The following is a 17,959-nucleotide window of genomic DNA, read 5'->3' on the forward strand; positions in this document are numbered from 1 at the left end:
GGTGGGCGAGACGCGCGGTGTAGATGAAGCGGTTGCCCGAGGTGGGAAGGGCCGGCACGCAGGTGCCCGCATAGGTGCAGCCGTACAGGTTGGGCAGCGTCGGGCCGCCCACGAGGCCACCGCGCGTCTCGCCCACCCAGGTGGCGGCCCAAATGCGCCACGGGCCGGTGATGGTGCGGTTGCCCACGTTCTGGAAGGTGTTGCCGGCCACCAGGTCGGTACCGGCGGTGCTGGCCACCGGCGTGTCCAGCAGCAGGTCGCCGCTGAGGGTGCGCACCAGCACCGAGGCGGCGGTCAGCGGGCCGGTGGTCACCGCAGACGGCGCGTTGGCCGCGGCGTCGAAGCCATTGGCGGTGACCGCGCCCACGCGCAGCGTGTTGGCATCCACGTAGCGGAAGTTGCCCGCGGCGCTGCCGCCCAGCGTGCTGGCCGCCACGTCGTTGACCGCCTGGTCGAGCAGCACGCTGCCCGCCGTGGCGCGCGCCAGCAGCGTGGGCACCGTGATGCCGCCGGCCGCCGTCTGCGCGATGTCGCCCGTGGCCAGCAGGCCCAGCGTGCCGCTCACCGTGAGCGGCGCCTGCAGCGCGATGCTGCCGCCGCCATCGGCCTGCAGCGTCAGGTTGCCGGTGGCCGCGAGCGCGCCCGCCACGGTGATGGCGCCCGACTGCACGGTGCTGCCCACCACCCGGGTCGGGGCGGCCAGGCGGGCCCATTCGTCGCCGGAGATCGCGAAGCCCGCGGCGCTGGTGCCGCCCAGGGCGATGGCGTCGCCGCCGCGCTCGGCGCCGGTGGCGGTGTAGGTGTCGGGCGTGCCGGCCAGCGTGACGCTGCCGGGCCGCAGGTTGAGCGTGGTGCCCGCGCTCACCTGGCTGCCGGTGCCCAGCACCAGCGCATCGGCCGTGCCCGCGGCACCCGCGCGCAGCACCACCTGACCGGTGGACTGGATGCGCCCGGCGGGCGAGGGCACGCTGACGCCGCCGCTGTCGACGATGCGGATGCCGGCGCCACCGGCATTGCGCGATTCGCCGGTGACGGTGACCGCGCCGCCGCCGGTGCTGGTGACCAGCGCCTGGTTGCCCAGCCACACGCCGTCGCCGCCGGCCGCCGCGCCGCCGCCCAGCCGCAGGCCGGTGATGGCGATGCTGCCGCTGCCCGTCTCCACCATCGGCAGCGAGGCCGTGCCGCCGAAGGTGTTGCCGATCACCACGCCATGGCCCGGCGCATTGCCGCTGTTGGCTGCGTAGCTGCCGACGCCGGTGAGGCGCACCGCGCCGCTGGTGGTGTGGATGCCGCCCGTTGGGGTGTTCGAGGCGATCTGCACGCCGGTGCCCAGGTTGCTGGTGCCGACGATGTCCACGCTGCCGCTGGCGGTGGCGATGCGCGCGCCGTCGAGGTTGACGGCCGCGGTGATGAAGTTGCCGGTCGACACCGCATTGCTGCGGCCGGTGAGCTGCACGTTGCCGCCCGCGCCCGCGTCGCTGCCGCCGCTGTAGGTGCCCGGCGAGACCCGCGCATTGCCCTGGCGCGTGTCGAGCACCGCGGTGTTGCCCAGGCTCACGCTGGTGCCGGCGTTGGAATCGTTGGTCCAGGCGCCGTTCATCGCGATGTTGCCGCCGTTGGTGTAGATCTGGCCGTCGAAGCTCACCTGCCCGCCGCCCACCGCGGCGCTGCCCGCCGTGGCGGCCGCGTTGAAGGCCACATTGATCGACGAGCCCACGCCGTAGGCCGCGATGCTGGCCTGGCCGTTGGACCGCACGCTGCGGCTGGCATTGAGCGTCAAGGTGCGCGCGCCCGTGCCGTTGAAGACGATCTGCGCCGCGTCCATGAAGATGTCGCCCTGGTCGGCCGCACCGCCGGTGCCCGTGCCGATGCTCACGTTGCCGCGCAGCAGGGCGTTGTTGATGTCGCCGTCCTGGATCGTCGAGGTGGCGACCGCCTCGTAGGGGTTGGTGGGCAGCGTGCCCGCCGCATTGCCGTTGACGATGGTGATGTCGTACGGGTCCACCGTCCAGGTGCCGGCCGCGCCCGCGTTGGCGCCGGTGTTGACGCGGATGCCGGTCAGGTCGAAGGCGCTGCCCGAGGTCTCGATGGCACCGCCGTTGCCGCCCGAAGCACCGCCCTGGGCCGACAGCGAACCGTAGGCGCGCAGCGTGCGGCCGGCCAGCAGCCGGATCTGCCCGCCGTTGCCGGTGGCCGAGTTGCTGTCCGCCCGCAGTTGCGCATTGGCGGCCATGGCCACGGCGTTGGTGCCCTGCACCGTGATGCGCCCGCCCTGCCCCGCGCCGCTGGCGTCCATCAGCACGCCGGTGCCCAGCGGGTTCTGCAGCAGCACGTTGTTGGCGGCGATGGCGATGCTGCCGCCGGCCCGCGTGGCGCTCGACACGTCCACCAGCGCCGCCAGCGGTGTGCCGGCCGGCAGGGCGACGGTCGTGGTGTCGCTGGACAGCCGCACGTCGCCGGTGCCGCCCTGCAGGCTCACGCTGCCGCCTTCGGCGCGCAGGCCGCTGCCCACGGCGCCGCCGATGTCGATGGCGCGTGCGGTGGCGCCGTCCTGGATCGTGATGGCGCCCGAGGTGCCGTTGCGCACCGCCGAGAAGCCGCCGCTGCCGGCCGTGCCCGCCACGTCGAGCCGCGCACCGGCGCCCGCCACGACCTGGCTGGACACCGTCTGCACGCCCTGCGAGGCCTGCGCCGTGCCCACGAAGGCGGTGAAGTCGGTGTTGGTGCGCAGGCTGTCGAGGTTGGCGCCGGTGCCCTGCAGCAGCAGGTTGCCCTGCGCCTGCACGCGCGCGCCGCTGAGCAGCACGCCGGCCGTGGCGCCGACGCTGCCGCCCGGCTGGCCGTCGGCGCTGCCGGTGGCCACGCCGGCCAGCGTGGCCGTGCCCGCCGAGCCCAGCGCCGAGGCGCCGTCCACCCGCACGCCGCTCGCGGCCACGCCGCTGGTGCCGTTGACCGCCAGGCCGCCGCTGCCGGCCTGCACGGTGCTGCCGGCCGTCACCAGCACACCCTCGCTGGCGGTGTAGTTGCCGCTGGCGGCCCAGCTGCGGCCCTGGCCCGCCAGCGCGACCTGGCCGCTGCCGCTGGTCAGCACCTGGCTGTTGCCGATGTAGACGCCCGCGCGCCAGCGGTCGCTGGCCGAGGCGCCGTTGGGGTTGTTGCCGCCCACGGCGCGGCCGCCAGTGGCATCGCCCTGGCCGAAGAAGCGGACGTTGCCGCCGTTGGCGTCGATGCGTGCGCCGTCGAGGCGGATGGCGGCGGCCGCATCGCCGCCCATGCCGGGGAAGGTCGCCACGTTGGCGGCGGTGGCCCGCGCCGCGCCGGTGGCATCGGCGTCGAAGTCCACGTTCAGCGCACTGCCGGTGGCGGTGATGGCGCTGCCCGCGCCCATGTCGATGCTGCCGGCCGAGTCGATGCGCAAGGTGGTGGCCGGGCCGCCGGTCTTGGTGATGCGGGCCGCGCCCGTGCCCGTCTCCACGTCGCTGGCCTGGAAGACGACGCCGCTGCCGTCGCGGCGCTGGGCCGTGGAGACCGTCACGTCGGTGCCCCGGCCGAGCGCGCCGCCCAGCGCGCCGGCGCCGACCTGGCTGCTGTCGAGGCCCACGGCGCCGGGCACGTAGAGATTGCCTGCGGACGTGACCTGCGCATTGGCATCGCCGACGGCCAGCGTGAGCCGGCCATTGGCGCCGCCATTCGCGCCGCCCCCCGCATCGAGGCCGGCCGGCGACACGTTCATGGCCGTGGCGCTCGCGGCGATGCTGCCGCCTGCGCCGCTGCCGGCCCCGCGCGCATTCAGGGTGCCGGCCAGCTGCAGGCTGCTGCGGCCGGCCGTGGCCGACGGCACCGTCTCGCCGGGCAGGGTCACGGCCGCGCCGTCGTTGAAGACCAGGCTGCCGCCGTTGCCGGCGCCCGTGGCGCTGGCGTCCAGCGTGGCCGTGGGCCCGATGTTGACGACGGGGCCCGCCACGGTGACGGTGCCGCCGCCCGCGACGCCGCGCATGTCCACCAGCACGGCCGGTGCCGCGACGGGCACGGGCGACTCGGTCAGCGGCGGATCGGCCACCGCCACCTGGCCGCCGGCGAGCATGACGCGGCCGCCGCTGCGTCCGCCCGCGGTACCGCTGGCATCGATGGTGCCGCCCGTCACCTGCAGCACGTTGGCGCGGCCGGCGCCCAGCACGATCTCGCCGTTGCGCGCCTCCACGCTGCGCGCCTGCACCACGCCGCTGTTGCTGACCACCAGCTGGCCGGGACGGCTGGAGGCGCCCAGCATCAGCGCCCGGCCGCCGTCGGCCTGCAGCGTGCCGGCATTGGCGGCGGAGGCCACGCTGGCGAGCGCGTCCGCATTGATGACCACGTTGGTCAGGCCGTCGCCGGCGAAGTCCAGCGACACCTTGCGGCCCGACACCAGGCCGGCCGTGCCATTCGGCGCGTTGATCGTGCCACCGGCGTCGTTGCTCACGCCGGCGCCGATCAGCAGCACCGTGCCGCCCGCGCTGGCGACGATGCGGCCGCGGTTGACCACGGTGGCGGCGGTCGCGTCATTGCGCTCGAACATCAGCACCTCGCCAGGGCCGAGGGGCGTGTTCTCGCGGCCGGCGGGCATGAAGCTGGCATCGGGAATGTCCAGCGTGGTGGCGACCAGGCCGCCGACGTTGACCTGCGCGGTGCCCGAGAAGAGCACGCCCGAGGGATTGACCAGGAACACCCGGCCGTTGGCGCTGAGCTGGCCGGCGATCTCCGACGGATTGCCGCCGGTCACGCGGTTGAGCAGCACCGAGGCGGCCGAGGGCTGCACGATGTTCACGGCCGCGTTCGCGCCGATGGAAAAGCTGGTCCACTGCGCGATGGCGCGCGCCTGGCTCTGCGTCAGCGTCATGGTGCCGGCGGCCGGGTTCTGCGCCGTGATGGCCACGCCGCGCAGCGCGCCGGCACCGGGCGCGATGGCCGGCAGCGTCAGCGGCGCCAGCTGCGCGATGGCCGAACCGGCGCCCATGCACAGCAGCGACAGCGCCAGGGGCCGCAGGCGCCAGTGGCGCACCGCGGCGGAGGAAGAGATGTGTCGGGAGCTCATGGCGAGGCCTCTCGTATAAAGCGTCGGCTGCCGCGGCCGGTCAGAACGATTTCTGCAGCTGCAGGTACAGCCGCGGATTTCGGCCACCACCGTCGGTGACGGCCGCCGGGGTGCCGGCGCGCCAGGCCAGCGAGGCATTGATCGAGAAGTTGCCCGCGCGCACCCACTGCAGGCCGATGCCCGCGCCGCGCAGGCTGCGGCTGGCGGGTGTGGTGTCGAACAGGCCGGGGTTCGTCTGCGGCCGGCCCCGCGCCGCGTCGTAGAAGACGTAGGGCGTGAGCTCCGAGGTGGCCGACCAGCGCCATTCCACGGTGCCGATCAGGCCGCGGTCCACCAGCACCTCGCCCGACGGGTAGGCACGCACGGCGCGGGGGCCGCCCAGGCTCAGCTTCTCGGAGGCATCGAGGTTCTTGCTCGCCCACTGGCCGCCGAGGGCCAGGTAGAGCGAATGCTCGGGCAGCACCGACTGCAGGCGCGAGGCCTGGAAGGTGAGCTTGGAGAAGGTGCCCTCGGTGCGCGGCCCGCCCAGGGCCTGATCGGCCGCCAGCAGGCCCGCTTCGCGGATCGACAGGCTGCCGCGGTAGGCCGTACCGGAGCTGGCCCAGTAGCCGCCGCCCAGCCAGTCGTCGCGCAGCTCCCAGGTCCAGCCGAGGCCGGTGCCGCTCACCCGCTTGCGGCCCTCGAAGGCCACGGTGGTGTATTCGTCGGTCAGGCGCTTGCTGTCCACCGACAGGCGCAGGAAGAGGTTCTGCCGCCGCTGGCGGATCACCGGGTAGAAGAGCGAGAGATCGGCCACGTCGGCCTTGCCCTGCGCGCCCAGCACGGCAAATTCGCCATCGAGCTGGTAGTTGATGCGCGCCAGTCCGGCGCCCAGGCGCAGGCCGCTGGTGCCCAGGGGCAGCTCGTAGGCGATGCGGCCCAGCTGCAGCGCGTCGTTGTTGGACACCATGGCCCGCAGGTCCAGGTTGTCGCCGATGCCCAGCGGGCTGTTCCAGCGCAGCGAACCGCCCACGCGATAGCGGCCCGACTCCCTGGTGCCGTGGTTGTCGGCATCGGCGCTGAAGGAGAAGCGCGAGCCCGGGTTCACCTCCACCGCCAGGTCGGTGGTGCCGGGCTGGCTGCCCTCCTGCAGGCCGGAGCCGACGGCGATGCCGGGCTGGTCGGACAGCAGCAGCATGGCGCGTTCGTAGGCCGGCGCGCTCACCGCCGCGCCGGGCGGCAGCGCCGCCAGGAAGCCGCGCACCCGCGCCTCGCTGGTGGGTGCCTCGGGCGCCACCTGCACGTCGACCTTGCCGATGCGGCCTTCGGCGATGCTGATTTCCACCACGCCGTTCTGCACCGTCTGCACCGGCACCACGGCCTGGGCCAGGAAGTAGCCGCGGGCGTGGTAGCGGTCGGTGATGGCCTGGGCCAGCTGCTCCAGGTCGGCCAGCGTCACGTCGCGGCCGATGTAGGGCGCGGTGGTCTCGCGGAGCTCCTCGGCCGACAGGGCCTCGGCCCCAGTGAGGCGCAGGTCGTTCAGGCGGAAGGCCACCGCCGGCGCGGCCGGCGCCGCGGGCAGGGCCTGGGGCGTCTGCGACGACGGTGCGGCGCAGCTGTTGCACGGCGGCTGCACGGGCACCAGCTGCTGCTGCGCCAGCGCGGGCGCCATGGCCGTCAACGCAGCGGCCAGTGCCGTTGCACGGATCGCGAAGGATGAGGTCATGACGGGCTTCATTGGACGGTCAGGCGCCAGTTGCCGATCAGGTTGAACGGGGCCCAGAAGAAGGGATGGGCCATCCTGGGATCGCGCAGCACCGCGAGCTGCCCGGCCTGCATGGCCTGCTGCAGGTCGCGGCCCCTGGCGAGTTCGCCGTAGAGCGTGGACATGAGCACGGCGGTGGCGTCGTCCGACACCGGCCACAGCGAGGCGATCAGGCTGCTGCTGCCGGCCGACAGGAAGGAGCGGGTGAAGCCCAGCACCTCGTCGCCCGAGGCGATGCGGCCCAGGCCCGATTCGCAGGCCGAGAGCGTGACCAGCGCGGTGCCCTGCATGGGCAGTTCCAGGATCTCGTGCGCCTCCAGGAAGTTCTGGCGGCCGTTCTCGTTGGCCAGCAGGATGCGCGAGTACAGCGGGTCGACCTGGTCGGCCTCGGCATGCGCGGCCACGTGCACCAGCGGCGCGCCGCCGGCCGCCTGGCGGAACTGCGTCTTGGTGGCCTGCGCGCCCATGAAGACGGTGTGGTGCGGAAAGAGCTGCTCCAGCCGCTGGACCTCGGCCACCGAGCCGGGCAGGTCGTACTTGTCCTCGATGCGCGGATTGCCGAAGGCCGTGAGCCGGCCGTCCACGCGCGGCGTGCGGCGCGCCAGCTGCACCGCGATGCTCATGGAGGGCGCGACCGACACCGGGTGGGTCTCGATCAGGTAGCGGCCGTCGACCCGCAGCGCCTGGAAGGGCAGGTAGTGCAGCGGCCCGTGCGGCACCACCACGATGCGCTGTCCCGGCTGCAGGCCCAGCGGGCCGATGAGGGCGGCGCCCATCTTGTCGGCGTTGCCGATGGCGGTGCGCCGGCCGCGCACCACCGAGTTGCGGAAGGTGTCGACCAGCTCCACCAACTCGTCGCGGCGGATCGGCAGGCTCTGGCTGCGCACCTCGGTGCTGCTCACCACCCACACCTGCAGCCGGTCGGGCAGCGCGTGGTACTGCACCAGGCGCTCGTCGGGCGCCAGGGTGCTCTGCAGGTCGGCCAGGTCGACCACGGTGGTGGCCTGCGCGGCCAGCTGGGCACGGCCGCGCACGGCGTCGAGCAGGGCGCGCGAGCGGCTGTGCTCGCTGACCTCGAAGGCGCGGCGCGGCTCGCCCATGTCGGCATACAGGCCCACCGCGCGCTCGAAGAGCTGCTGCAGGTCGGAGAACACGCCCATCTTGAATTCGTCGCTGCGGAAGCGCGCGCGCACGCCGTCCACGCCGGCCAGGGCACGGTCCAGCGCCTGCGCGGCCTCGGCCTTGCGGCCCAGGGCGAGTTCGCTGCGGGCCACGCCGTCCCAGGCCCAGAGCTGGAAGTAGCCGGCATCGGTGCCGGCGCGGCGCGTGGTCAGTTGCTGGAACAGCGTGCGCGCCTCGGCGGGCTTGCCTTCGGCCAGCAGCAGGTTGGCGCGGGTGCGGTCCACCTGCGCGGCCAGTGACGCATCGCGCTGCGGCGGCAGGCTGTCGAGCAGCTGGCGCGCACGGGCCAGGTCCTCGGGCTTGCCGCTGTCGATGAGGGCATTGGCGAGAGAGGCCTGCACCAGCGGCGCATAGCGCGGCGAGCTGCCGGCCAGGGCGTCGTCGTAGCTGCGGATGGCGCCGGCCAGGTCGCCGCGGCGCGCGGCCACGTCGCCCAGCACCTTGAGCGCCGGGCCGCGGATGAGCTGCGGCTCGCGCGTGGGCAGCTGCAGCGCCTCGCGCGCGAACTGCTCGGCCTTCTCCAGCTGGCCGGCGTAGCTGTAGACGATGGCCAGGTCGCGCTTGGCGGCGGCCAGCAGGGCCGGGTCCTGCGTGGCGCCGGCCAGGTGCAGCGCCTTGCTGGCGGCGCGCACGCTCTGGCGGAAGTCGCCCGCCTCGGCCAGCGACACGGCCTGGCTGCAGTACTGGTAGGCGCTGAGCTTGACCTTGTCCTGCGAGTACAGGATGGCGCCCTCCTGCGTGAGGGCGAGCAGCGTGTCCGAATCGGCCAGGCGGGCCTGCTCCTGCCGGCTCGCGGCGGCCTCGGCATCGGGCGCGGCAGCCTGCGCCCTGGCGCCCGCGGCCGGCCAGGCACAGGCCAAGGCCACGGCCCAGGCGCCCCAAGCGGCGCGACGGCGGCCGGCGCCCCCGGCCGGCTTCTGCATCTTGCGTTCCATTCGACCCCCAGGCGTCCGGCCGTGCGGCACGCCTGGGCGGCGGGCCCCGCAGCCGCAGGATGCGGCCTGCCCGTCGGACGTCGTCGGGGCAGTCTAGGAACGGGGCCGCCTCGGGCCTATTCGCAGGACGGTCTAGGGCGAATGGCGTAGGGGCGGTCCGGGGCGTCTCCTGGTGGGGGGGCCATGCGGCAACCCGCGTCAGGGCCGCCCTGCCATGGCGCAGAAGCGGCGACCCCTGCCCCACCGAGGCCGAAAAAAGGACGGCGACGCCCTGGTTGAAGAAACAGTTTCTATGTAACATCATCAATGTCACATAAAGCCTTGCATGGACGCTGCCCTTTCCACCACCGACATGCTGACCATCGAAGCCCTGGCCGCCGCCTCGGGCGTGACGGTGCGCAACATCCGGGCCTACACCACCGCCGGCCTGCTGCCGCCGCCGCGGCTGCGCGGGCGGCTGGGCCTGTACGGCGAGGAGCATGCCCAGCGGCTGGAGCTGATCCGCGCGCTGCGCGAGCAAGGCTTCGGCATCGAGGCCATCCGCCGCGTGTTCGAGCAGGCGCCGGCCAGCTCCTGGCGCAGCCTGGCGGCGGTGGCGCAGTCGATCTCGGACAACCTCTTCGCCGCCGAGGCGCCGCTGGTGGTACCGGCCGAGCAGCTCAAGGCCAAATGGCAGGGCCGCATGACGCCCGCGCTGCTCGACCGCGCTCTGCGTGCCGGCCTGGCGCGCCGCCTGCCCGACGGCAGCGTGCAGCACCTGAGCCCGGCCCTCGCCCGCATCGCCGAGCAGCTGGCGGCACTGGGCCTTGCCCCCGAGCAGGCCATCGACATGCAGGAGGCCCTGGTGCGCACCCTGCGCAGCATGGCGCGGCGCTGGCTGCGCACGCTGGTCGATGCGGTGCTGGCCCAGCCCGAGCGTGCCGCCGCGCTGCTGCAGCAGGCCGGGCCGCTGGCCACGGGCGCGGTGCAGGCGGCCTTTCCGCTCATCCTCCAGCAGGAGCTGGATGCCCTCCTGGCACGTCAGAAATGATGTTCACCCCATGACCTTCCTGCGACGCCCATCCTCACTCGCGGCCTTCGCGCTCGCCGCGGCGCTGGCCGCTTCCGCGGCGCATGCCCACGCGCCGCAGCCCGAGGGCCTGGCGCTGAGCTACGAGGCCGCGCGCCTGCGCATGCTGGAGCGCTCGGACAAGCTGGCCGCCGCACGCGCCGGCGTCGAGTCCAGGTCGCTGCGCGCCGATGCGCTGCGCCACCTGGGCGGCCCGGTGGTGAGCGTCACCGGCGTCGCCTATGCCTACGACGCGCGGCTCAAGCTCGACCTGTCCTCGCTCGACGCCGGCCTGACGCAGATCGGCCGACTGCTGCCCGCCAGCCTCCAGAGCAGCCTGGCCCGGCTGCCGGTGCGCTTGCCCGACAGCTACACGCTGCAGCGCGAGGGCCAGGGCTTCACCTCGTCGGTGTCGGCCGTGTGGCCGCTCTACACCGGCGGCGCCACGGACGCGGTGCGCGGCTTCGCCGGCGCCCAGACGCGCGAGGCCCGCGCCGATGCCGACCAGACCGGCGGCGAGGTGGACCAGACGCTGGTGGAGCGCTACTTCGGCGCCCAGCTGGCGCAGCGCGCCGCCGACCTGCGCGCCCAGGCCGAGCGCACCATCGCCGGCCACGACGAGGCGGCGCAGAAGATGCTGGCCGCCGGCGTCATCTCGCGCGTGGAACGGCTGCAGGCCCGCAGCGCCTACGAGGAGGCGCGCCGCAATGCGGCCAAGGCCCGGGACGATGCCGAACTGGCCGCCGTGGCCCTGGCCCGCACCGTGCGGGCCGACCAGCCGGTGCTGCCGCGCACGCCGCTCTTCGTCATCAGCCAGCCCGTCGAGCCGCTGGGCCATTTCCTGGATGCGGCGCAGCTGCACCATCCGGGCCTGGCCAAGGTGGCGGCGAAGAAGCTGCAGGCCGAGGAACTGCACGCCGGCGAGGAGGCCCTGCGCCGTCCGCAGGTGCTGGCCTTCGGCACGCGCGACATCAAGCGCCGCGACGAGGCCACCTGGGTGGCCGGCGTGGGCGTGTACTGGACGCTCTACGACAGCATCGACCGCGACCAGCTGGCCGCCGCCAGCCTCAAGCAGGTGGAGCAGGCCGAGCGCACCGATGCCCAGGCGCGCAGCGACATCTCGCTGCTGGTGGAGCGCAATTGGCGGGCGCTGGAGAACGCGCGGCGCCAGTTCGCCTCCATGCAGGCCGGCATCGACCTGGCGCAGGAGGTGGTGCGCCTGCGCAGCGCCGGCCTGCGCGAAGGCACCAGCACCACGCAGGACCTGATCGACGCCGAGACCAACCTGGCCAAGGTGCAGACCGAACGCGCCCAGGCCGCCAACGACTACGTGCAGGCCCTGGCCCGCCTGCTGCAAAGCGCCGGCATCTCGGAACGCTTCAACGACTACATCGCCCGCGCCGACATCAAGATCGAATGATGCCCACCCCCGTTTCTTGCTCACTTCGTGTAGCCGAATCCCCCCTCAAGGGGGCGCGCCCCGCGGCCTGGCAAAGCCAGTTCCGCGGGCGCACTGGCATGGCCTGCTCCGCGGCCTCTCGATGCCGGACCGGCCGGACACAGACCCTATCTGCTCCTGGAGTCCCGCATGTCTGACCGTCGCAAGACCCTGCCACTGCTGGCCATCGTGGCCGGCCTCGTCGTCGCCGGCCTGATCGGCTGGGGCTTCTGGCGCGCCAGCCGGTCGGCGCCCGAGGTGTTCCAGGGCCAGATGGAGGCCAAGGAGACCGACATCGCCGCCAAGATCCCCGGCCGCATCGCCGAGGTGCTGGTGCGCGAGGGCGACCGCATCGCCGCCGGCGCGCCGATCCTGCGCATGGCCTCGCCCGAGGTCGATGCCAAGCTGGCCCAGGCCACGGCCGCCCAGCAGGCCGCCCAGGCCGTGGCGAAGAAGGCCGAGGCCGGCGCCCGTCCGCAGGAAATCGAGATGGCCCGCATGCAGTGGCAGCGCGCCGAGACGGCGGCCGAACTGGCCCGCAAGTCCTTCGACCGCGTGGAGGGCCTGGCGCGCGACGGCCTGGTGGCGGCGCAGAAGCGCGACGAGGCCGAGGCCAACTGGAAGGCCTCGCGCGATGCCGCCGTCGCCGCCCGCGCGCAGTACGACCTGGCCCGCCAGGGCGCCCGCGGCGAGGACAGGGCCGCCGCCGAGGCGCAGGCCCGGCAGGTGGCCGGCGTGGTGGCCGAGGCCCAGGCCGCCAAGGCCGAGACCGAACTGCGCAGCCCCGTCGCCGGCGAGGTGGCCAAGGTGCTGGCCCGCGCCGGCGAGCTGGTGCCGCAGGGCGTGGCCGCCGTCACGGTGGTGGACCTGGCCGACCAGTGGGTGGTGCTGAACGTGCGGGAGGACCGGCTGTCGCGCTTCGCGGTGGGCCAGGAATTCGACGCGCGCCTGCCGGCGCTGGGCCCGCAGTCGGCGACGGCGCGCTTCAAGGTGACGTACAGCGCGCCGCTGCCGGACTTCGCGACCTGGCGTGCGACGCGCGCCGGCGCGGGCTTCGACGTGCGCACCTTCGAGGTCCGCGCGCGGCCGCTGCAGCCCATTGCCGGTGCGCGGCCGGGCATGAGCGTGCTGGTCGACTGAGGCTGGGTGGACGACGCCGCCATGCCTCACCCCAACGCGCTCGGCCCATCGCGCCCCATCGCGGCCTCTGAGCGATGAGCGTGTTCGTCCGCAGCCTGCGTCGCGAAGCCCGGCGCCTCGCCAGCCAACGCTGGGAGCTGGCCATGGTGAGCTGGGTGCCGGCCCTGGCCGCCGCCCTGATGTGGTGGATCTTCTCGGCCGGCCTGCCGAACCGGCTGCCCATCGGCGTGCTGGACGAGGACCATTCGGCCCTCTCGCGCCAGGTCGAGCGCTTTCTGGAAGCCTCGCCGGGCCTGCAGGTGGCCGAGCGCTATGCCGATGCCACCGAGATGGACCGCGCGCTGGTGGCCGGCCGCGTGCATGCGGCGGTGTGGATCCCGCGAGAGCTGTCCCGCGACCTCAAGCAGGGCCGCGCCGGCCAGGTCGTGCTGCTGCACAACGCGCAGCGCGGCACGCATTCCAGCCTGATCCAGCGCGACGTGCGCACAGCCGTCGGCACGGTGTCGGCCGGCATCGAGTTGACGGCACGCGCCAAGCGCGGCGAATCGGCCCCCACGGCGCGGGCGCACCTCGACCCGGTGCGGGCCAACACCGTGGCGCTGTTCAACACATCGAGCAACTACGAGCAGTTCCTGGGCGCGGCGCTGATTCCGGCGCTGCTGCACATCTTTGCCATGACCGCTGGTGCGTGGACGCTGGGCCGCGAGCTGCGCGACCGCAGCCTGGGCGAGTGGCTGGCGCCGGGTGCGCGTACGAATGGCAGTGCGGCGACGGGCACGGGCTGGAGCGACGCAGCCGCGGCGCTGGCCGGCAAGCTGCTGCTGCCGTGGGCGTCGCTGTCGGTCGTCGGGCTCCTGGCGCTGCTGGGCCTCACGCTGGGGCGGGGCTGGCACCCGGCCGGCTCGCTGCTGTGGGTGGCCGTGGCGCTGGTGCTGTTCCTGGCGCTGTCGGTGGCGATGGGCGCCTTCCTGGCGGCGCTGACGCGCTCGCTGCGCACGGCGCTCTCGGGCACCGGCTTCATCACCGCGCCGGCCTTCGCCTTCGGCGGCGTCGGCTTTCCGCTGGTGGCCATGCCCGCGGCGGCCCGCACCTGGGCGCTGGCGCTGCCGTACACGCACTACGCGCGCGTGCAGATCGAGCAGCTGCAGATGGGCGCGCCGCTGGCCTATTCGATGGCCACGCCGCTGTGGATGGCCGTGGCCGCACTGGCCCTGCTGGCCGCCAGTGCGGGCCTGATCGGCCGCGCGGCGAAAGCGCCCGAGAGTTGGGGCAAGCGATGAAAGCCTGCACCGGCAGCCCCGGGGCGCTCTGCTCCCTCTCCCCTTGCGGGAGAGGGCCGGGGAGAGGGGGCGACGGCGCCCACCAGTACCCAGGCGCCCCCCAGAGGAAGCCTGCCTGATGGACCCCACCCTCCGCCGCTTCCTCCCCGCCTGGCGCGCCACGGCCCTGGCCGTGCTGCGCGACCCGGGCGTGCTGCTGATCCTGCTGCTCGCGCCGGTGATCTACGGCTTCTTCTATCCCTGGCCCTACGGCACCGAGGCCGTGACGCGCGTGCCGGTCGCGGTGGTGGACCAGGACGGCAGCAACCTCTCGCGCCAGATCACGCGCTTCGCGCAGGCCAGCCCGCGCATCGACGTGCGGCTGGTCACCGGCGACGAACAGGCCGCCCGGCAGGCGCTGTGGCGCGGCGAGATCGAGGGCTATGCGCTGCTGCCGCGCGACCTCAAGCGCGACGTGGCGCGCGGCGCGGCGGCGGGCGTGACCATCGAGGGCAACGGCGCCTATGCGCTGCTCAACAAGTCGGTGCTCTACGGCTTCTCGGAAGCGGTGGGCACGGTGTCGGCCGGCATCGAGATCCGCCGCCTGCAGGCCACCGGCCAGAGCGCAGCGCAGGCCCGGGCCAGCCGCAGTCCGCTGAACACGCAGCTGGTGCCGCTGTTCAACCCGACCGAGGGCTACGGCAGCTATGTGGTGCCGGCCGTGGCGCTCTTGATCCTGCACCAGACGCTGCTGATGGGCTGCGCCATGCTGGCGGGCACCTGGGCCGAGGCCGGGCGGCTGCGCGCAGTACCCGCGGCCTGGCTGGGGCGGCTGGCGGCGCTGTCGGGCTTCGGGCTGATGACGGGGCTGTTCTTCCTGGGCTGGATCTTCGTGCTGCAGGACTATCCGCGCGGCGGCAACCCGCCGGCCGCCGTGCTGCTGCTGCTCTTCTATGTGCCCACGGTCTGCGCGCTGGGCCTGCTGCTGGGCTGCTGGTTCCGCGACCGCGAGCGGGCGCTGCAGGTGATCCTGTTCACCTCGCTGCCGCTGGCCTTCCTGTCGGGCTTCTCCTGGCCCAGCGAGGCGCTGCCGGTGCCGCTGCAATGGCTGGGCGGCTGGCTGCCGAGCACGGCCGGCATCCAGGCCTCGCTGCGGCTCAACCAGATGGGCGCGCCGCTGGCGGACGTGCTGCCCTGGCTGGGCCGGCTGGCGGCGGTGTTCGGTGTCGCGCTGGCGGGGCTGCTCCGGGCGGGCCGGCTGCGCAGCGGGTCATACCCGCGCCGTTGAGAATTTCTCTCATCGCGGGGGATACTGGCGGACTTTTCCTTCCTCCATCCGACACTCGCCGCCATGAGCACCAGCACCCGCATCGAGAAAGACACCTTCGGTCCCATCGAAGTCCCCGCCGACCACCTGTGGGGCGCGCAGACGCAGCGCTCGCTGCAGAACTTCGACATCTCGGGCGAGCGCCAGCCGCTGGAGATCATCCAGGCGCTGGCCCTGGTGAAGCGGGCCTCGGCGGTGGTCAACCAGCAGTTGGGCCTGCAGGACGCGAAGAAGACCGACGCCATCGTCGCGGCCGCCGACGAGGTGCTGGCCGGCAAGCATCCGCATGAATTCCCGCTCGTCGTGTGGCAGACCGGCTCGGGCACGCAGACCAACATGAACGTCAACGAGGTGCTGGCCAACCGCGCGAGCGAGCTGCTGGGCGGCCAGCGCGGCGAGGGCCGGCTGGTGCACCCGAACGACGACGTCAACCGCAGCCAGTCGAGCAACGACGTGTTCCCCACCGCCATGCACGTGGCGGCCGTTCAGGCGCTCACGCACAGGCTGCTGCCGGCCATCGCCAGGCTGCGCGCCACGCTGGCGAAGAAGTCCGAGGACTTCATGGACATCGTGAAGATCGGCCGCACCCACCTGCAGGACGCCACGCCCCTGACGCTGGGCCAGGAGGTCTCGGGCTGGGTTGCCCAGCTCGACCACAACGAGCGCCACGTGCGCGCCGCCCTGCCCCACCTGTGCGAGCTGGCCCTGGGCGGCACCGCGGTGGGCACCGGCCTGAATGCGCCCAAGGGCTATGCCGAAGGCGTGGCGGCCGAACTGGCCCGCCTGACCGGCCTGCCTTTCGTCACGGCGCCGAGCAAGTTCGAGGTGATGGCCGCCTGCGACGCCTTCGTGCATGCGCACGGCGCGCTCAAGACGCTGGCCGCCAGCATGAACAAGATCGCCAACGACGTGCGCTGGCTGGCGAGCGGCCCGCGCAGCGGCATCGGCGAGCTGAGCATTCCCGAGAACGAGCCCGGCTCGTCGATCATGCCCGGCAAGGTCAACCCGACGCAGAGCGAGGCCGTGACCATGCTGGCCGCGCAGGTGATGGGCAACGACGTGGCCATCAACATCGGCGGCATGTCGGGCAACTTCGAGCTGAACGTGTTCCGCCCCATGGTGGCCCACAACTTCCTGCAGAGCGTGCGCCTGCTGGCCGACGGCATCGTGAGCTTCAACGACCACTGCGCCGTGGGCATCGAGCCCAACCGCGACCGCATCGCCGAGCTGGTGAGCCGCTCGCTGATGCTGGTGACGGCCCTGAACACGCACATCGGCTACGACAAGGCGGCCTTCATCGCCAAGAAGGCGCACAAGGAAGGCACCAGCCTGCGCGAGGCGGCCGTCGCCTCCGGCCATCTGACGGGCGAGCAGTTCGACCAGTGGGTCGTGCCGGAGCAGATGACCGGCCGATGAGCCCACGCAGGAAGCGCAGCGCTTGAACACCCCCTCGTCCGCCGGCCGCGCCGGCCGATCCGCAGCGGCCGCCCGCGCCTGGCCGCTCGTCGCGCTGGCCGCCATCGCCCTCGGCTTCGTCGTGCTGGGCCACGACGGCCGCCGCGTGGCGCAGATGATGGTGCTGCTGCTGCCCGCGCTGGCCTGGATGGCCTGGCCGGTGCGCAGCAGGGCGGTGCACCGCGCGCGGCGCGTGGCGGTGCTGGCGGCGGTGATGGCCTTCGCGGCCGACGGCGTGGTGCGCGCCTACCTGCTCGACACCTACCAGTCCGCGCCCGACGGCGCCGTGGTGCTGGGCGCGCTGGCCAACACCAATGCGCGGGAGAGCGGCGAGTACCTGCAGATGCACTGGCGCACGGCGGCGCTGTGGTGCGCGGTGCTGGTCGCCGCGGGCTATGCCGTGTGGCGGCTGACGGCCCATGGCTGGCGCCGCGGTGGGGCAGGCGGCACGGCGAATCCATCGGCAGGCCAGGAACCCGGCGCGGCCCCGGCCGCCAAGGTCCGCAGCACGCCGCGCCGCGCCTGGCTGGCCCTGCTGGTGCTGGCCTTCGCCCTCGGTGCCGTGGCCCACGTCAGCAAGCCCTGGCGGCGGCTGCATCCGGTGGTGTTCTGGACCCAGTGGAGCGACGACGCCCGCGCCTTGCGCATCGCCTGGGCCGACCAGCAGCGCATGCGCGACGCGGCCCTGCAGCAGGCCCATGCGGTGGCGCCGCAGGTCACGCGCGCCGGGCCGTCGACGGTGGTGCTGGTCATCACCGACAGCATCAACCGCGACAACCTGGGCCTGTACGGTTACGGCCGCAACACCACGCCGCGCCTGGCCGCCGCCCTGCGGCGCGAGCCGCAGCAGATGACGGTGCTGCGCCATGCCTGGTCGGTAGACGCGAGCACGCTGCCGGCCATGGCCAACATGATGCGCTTCGGCCAGCCCACGGCCGCCGATGCGCAGCACCTGCTGCCGCTGGCACGCGCGGCCGGCTACAAGGTCTGGTGGATGAGCAACCACGACGACATGGCCATCGAGCAGCAGCATGCGCGGCTGGCCGACGAGGTGGAGATCGTCAACCGCGTGCCGGGCCGCGCCAGCGCCTCGCTCGATGGCGAATTGCTCGACTGCGTGCAGGAGGCCCTGGAGGACCCGGCCGAGCGCAAGCTGATCGTGGTGCACCTGCTGGGCGCCCATCCGCACTACCGGCTGCGCTTTCCCGAGACGCAAGACAACCCCTTCGACGACACGCAGGACGCCGTGGAATCGGGCCTGATCGCGCAGGGCCGCCCGGCCTGGGTGCGGCGCTTCAGGCAGGACTACGACACCGCCCTGCTGTACCACGACTTCGTGGTGGCCGAGACGCTGGAACTG

Annotated in this window: 10 protein-coding genes; 7 read left to right on the plus strand and 3 right to left on the minus strand. The window is 73.5% G+C overall.

The genetic code is table 11. From position 1 onward, the window contains the following. From NS331_RS21570 to NS331_RS21580, 3 genes are all read right to left on the minus strand, one after another. The coding region (locus NS331_RS21570) for a beta strand repeat-containing protein (RefSeq protein WP_193758171.1) at window positions 1-5,071 on the minus strand (5,071 nt) is incomplete at its 3' end. A gap of 40 nt (window positions 5,072-5,111) precedes the next feature. Continuing rightward, window positions 5,112-6,776, minus strand: a complete 1,665-nt coding sequence (locus NS331_RS21575; RefSeq protein ID WP_242873852.1) for a ShlB/FhaC/HecB family hemolysin secretion/activation protein — start codon at window positions 6,774-6,776, stop codon at window positions 5,112-5,114. Window positions 6,777-6,784: 8 nt separating this feature from the next. Beyond that, window positions 6,785-8,920 (minus strand): CHAT domain-containing protein, encoded by a 2,136-nt coding sequence (locus tag NS331_RS21580; RefSeq protein ID WP_193758172.1) that lies wholly within the window; start codon window positions 8,918-8,920, stop codon window positions 6,785-6,787. A 337-nt stretch (window positions 8,921-9,257) separates the two neighbouring features. Between NS331_RS21580 and NS331_RS21585 the strand changes: the two genes are divergently transcribed. The 7 genes from NS331_RS21585 to NS331_RS21615 form a co-directional block, all read left to right on the plus strand. Continuing rightward, window positions 9,258-9,962, plus strand: a complete 705-nt coding sequence (locus NS331_RS21585; protein ID WP_058644004.1) for a MerR family transcriptional regulator — start codon at window positions 9,258-9,260, stop codon at window positions 9,960-9,962. A 10-nt stretch (window positions 9,963-9,972) separates the two neighbouring features. Further along, window positions 9,973-11,400: a TolC family protein gene (locus NS331_RS21590; RefSeq protein ID WP_058644005.1), complete on the plus strand. Its 1,428-nt coding sequence runs from the start codon at window positions 9,973-9,975 to the stop codon at window positions 11,398-11,400. Between the two features lie 168 nt (window positions 11,401-11,568). Continuing rightward, window positions 11,569-12,558 carry an HlyD family secretion protein gene (locus NS331_RS21595; protein ID WP_058644006.1) on the plus strand — a complete coding sequence of 330 codons (990 nt, stop codon included), beginning with the start codon at window positions 11,569-11,571 and terminating at the stop codon, window positions 12,556-12,558. 74 nt (window positions 12,559-12,632) lie between these two features. Continuing rightward, window positions 12,633-13,838 carry an ABC transporter permease gene (locus NS331_RS21600; protein ID WP_058644007.1) on the plus strand — a complete coding sequence of 402 codons (1,206 nt, stop codon included), beginning with the start codon at window positions 12,633-12,635 and terminating at the stop codon, window positions 13,836-13,838. Window positions 13,839-13,956: 118 nt separating this feature from the next. Further along, window positions 13,957-15,105 carry an ABC transporter permease gene (locus NS331_RS21605; protein ID WP_082702682.1) on the plus strand — a complete coding sequence of 383 codons (1,149 nt, stop codon included), beginning with the start codon at window positions 13,957-13,959 and terminating at the stop codon, window positions 15,103-15,105. Window positions 15,106-15,168: 63 nt separating this feature from the next. After that, entirely contained in the window at window positions 15,169-16,560 is a 1,392-nt protein-coding gene (gene fumC, locus NS331_RS21610; RefSeq protein WP_058644008.1) for a class II fumarate hydratase, read from the plus strand. A gap of 22 nt (window positions 16,561-16,582) precedes the next feature. Further along, on the plus strand, window positions 16,583-17,959 hold a 1,377-nt coding region (locus NS331_RS21615; protein WP_058644009.1), incomplete at its 3' end, for a sulfatase-like hydrolase/transferase.

This window comes from Pseudacidovorax intermedius, from assembly GCF_001476815.1.
GTDB classification, from domain to species: domain Bacteria; phylum Pseudomonadota; class Gammaproteobacteria; order Burkholderiales; family Burkholderiaceae_C; genus Xenophilus; species Xenophilus intermedius_A.

Bases quoted from the DNA above. Each gene is read 5' to 3' on its own strand.
- NS331_RS21575 (WP_242873852.1), bottom strand. From the start codon at position 6,776: ATGACCTCATCCTTCGCGATCCGTGCAACGGCACTGGCCGCTGCGTTG.
- NS331_RS21580 (WP_193758172.1), bottom strand. From the start codon at position 8,920: ATGCAGAAGCCGGCCGGGGGCGCCGGCCGCCGTCGCGCCGCTTGGGGC.
- NS331_RS21585 (WP_058644004.1), top strand. From the start codon at position 9,258: ATGGACGCTGCCCTTTCCACCACCGACATGCTGACCATCGAAGCCCTG.
- NS331_RS21590 (WP_058644005.1), top strand. From the start codon at position 9,973: ATGACCTTCCTGCGACGCCCATCCTCACTCGCGGCCTTCGCGCTCGCC.
- NS331_RS21595 (WP_058644006.1), top strand. From the start codon at position 11,569: ATGTCTGACCGTCGCAAGACCCTGCCACTGCTGGCCATCGTGGCCGGC.
- NS331_RS21600 (WP_058644007.1), top strand. From the start codon at position 12,633: ATGAGCGTGTTCGTCCGCAGCCTGCGTCGCGAAGCCCGGCGCCTCGCC.
- NS331_RS21605 (WP_082702682.1), top strand. From the start codon at position 13,957: ATGGACCCCACCCTCCGCCGCTTCCTCCCCGCCTGGCGCGCCACGGCC.
- fumC (WP_058644008.1), top strand. From the start codon at position 15,169: ATGAGCACCAGCACCCGCATCGAGAAAGACACCTTCGGTCCCATCGAA.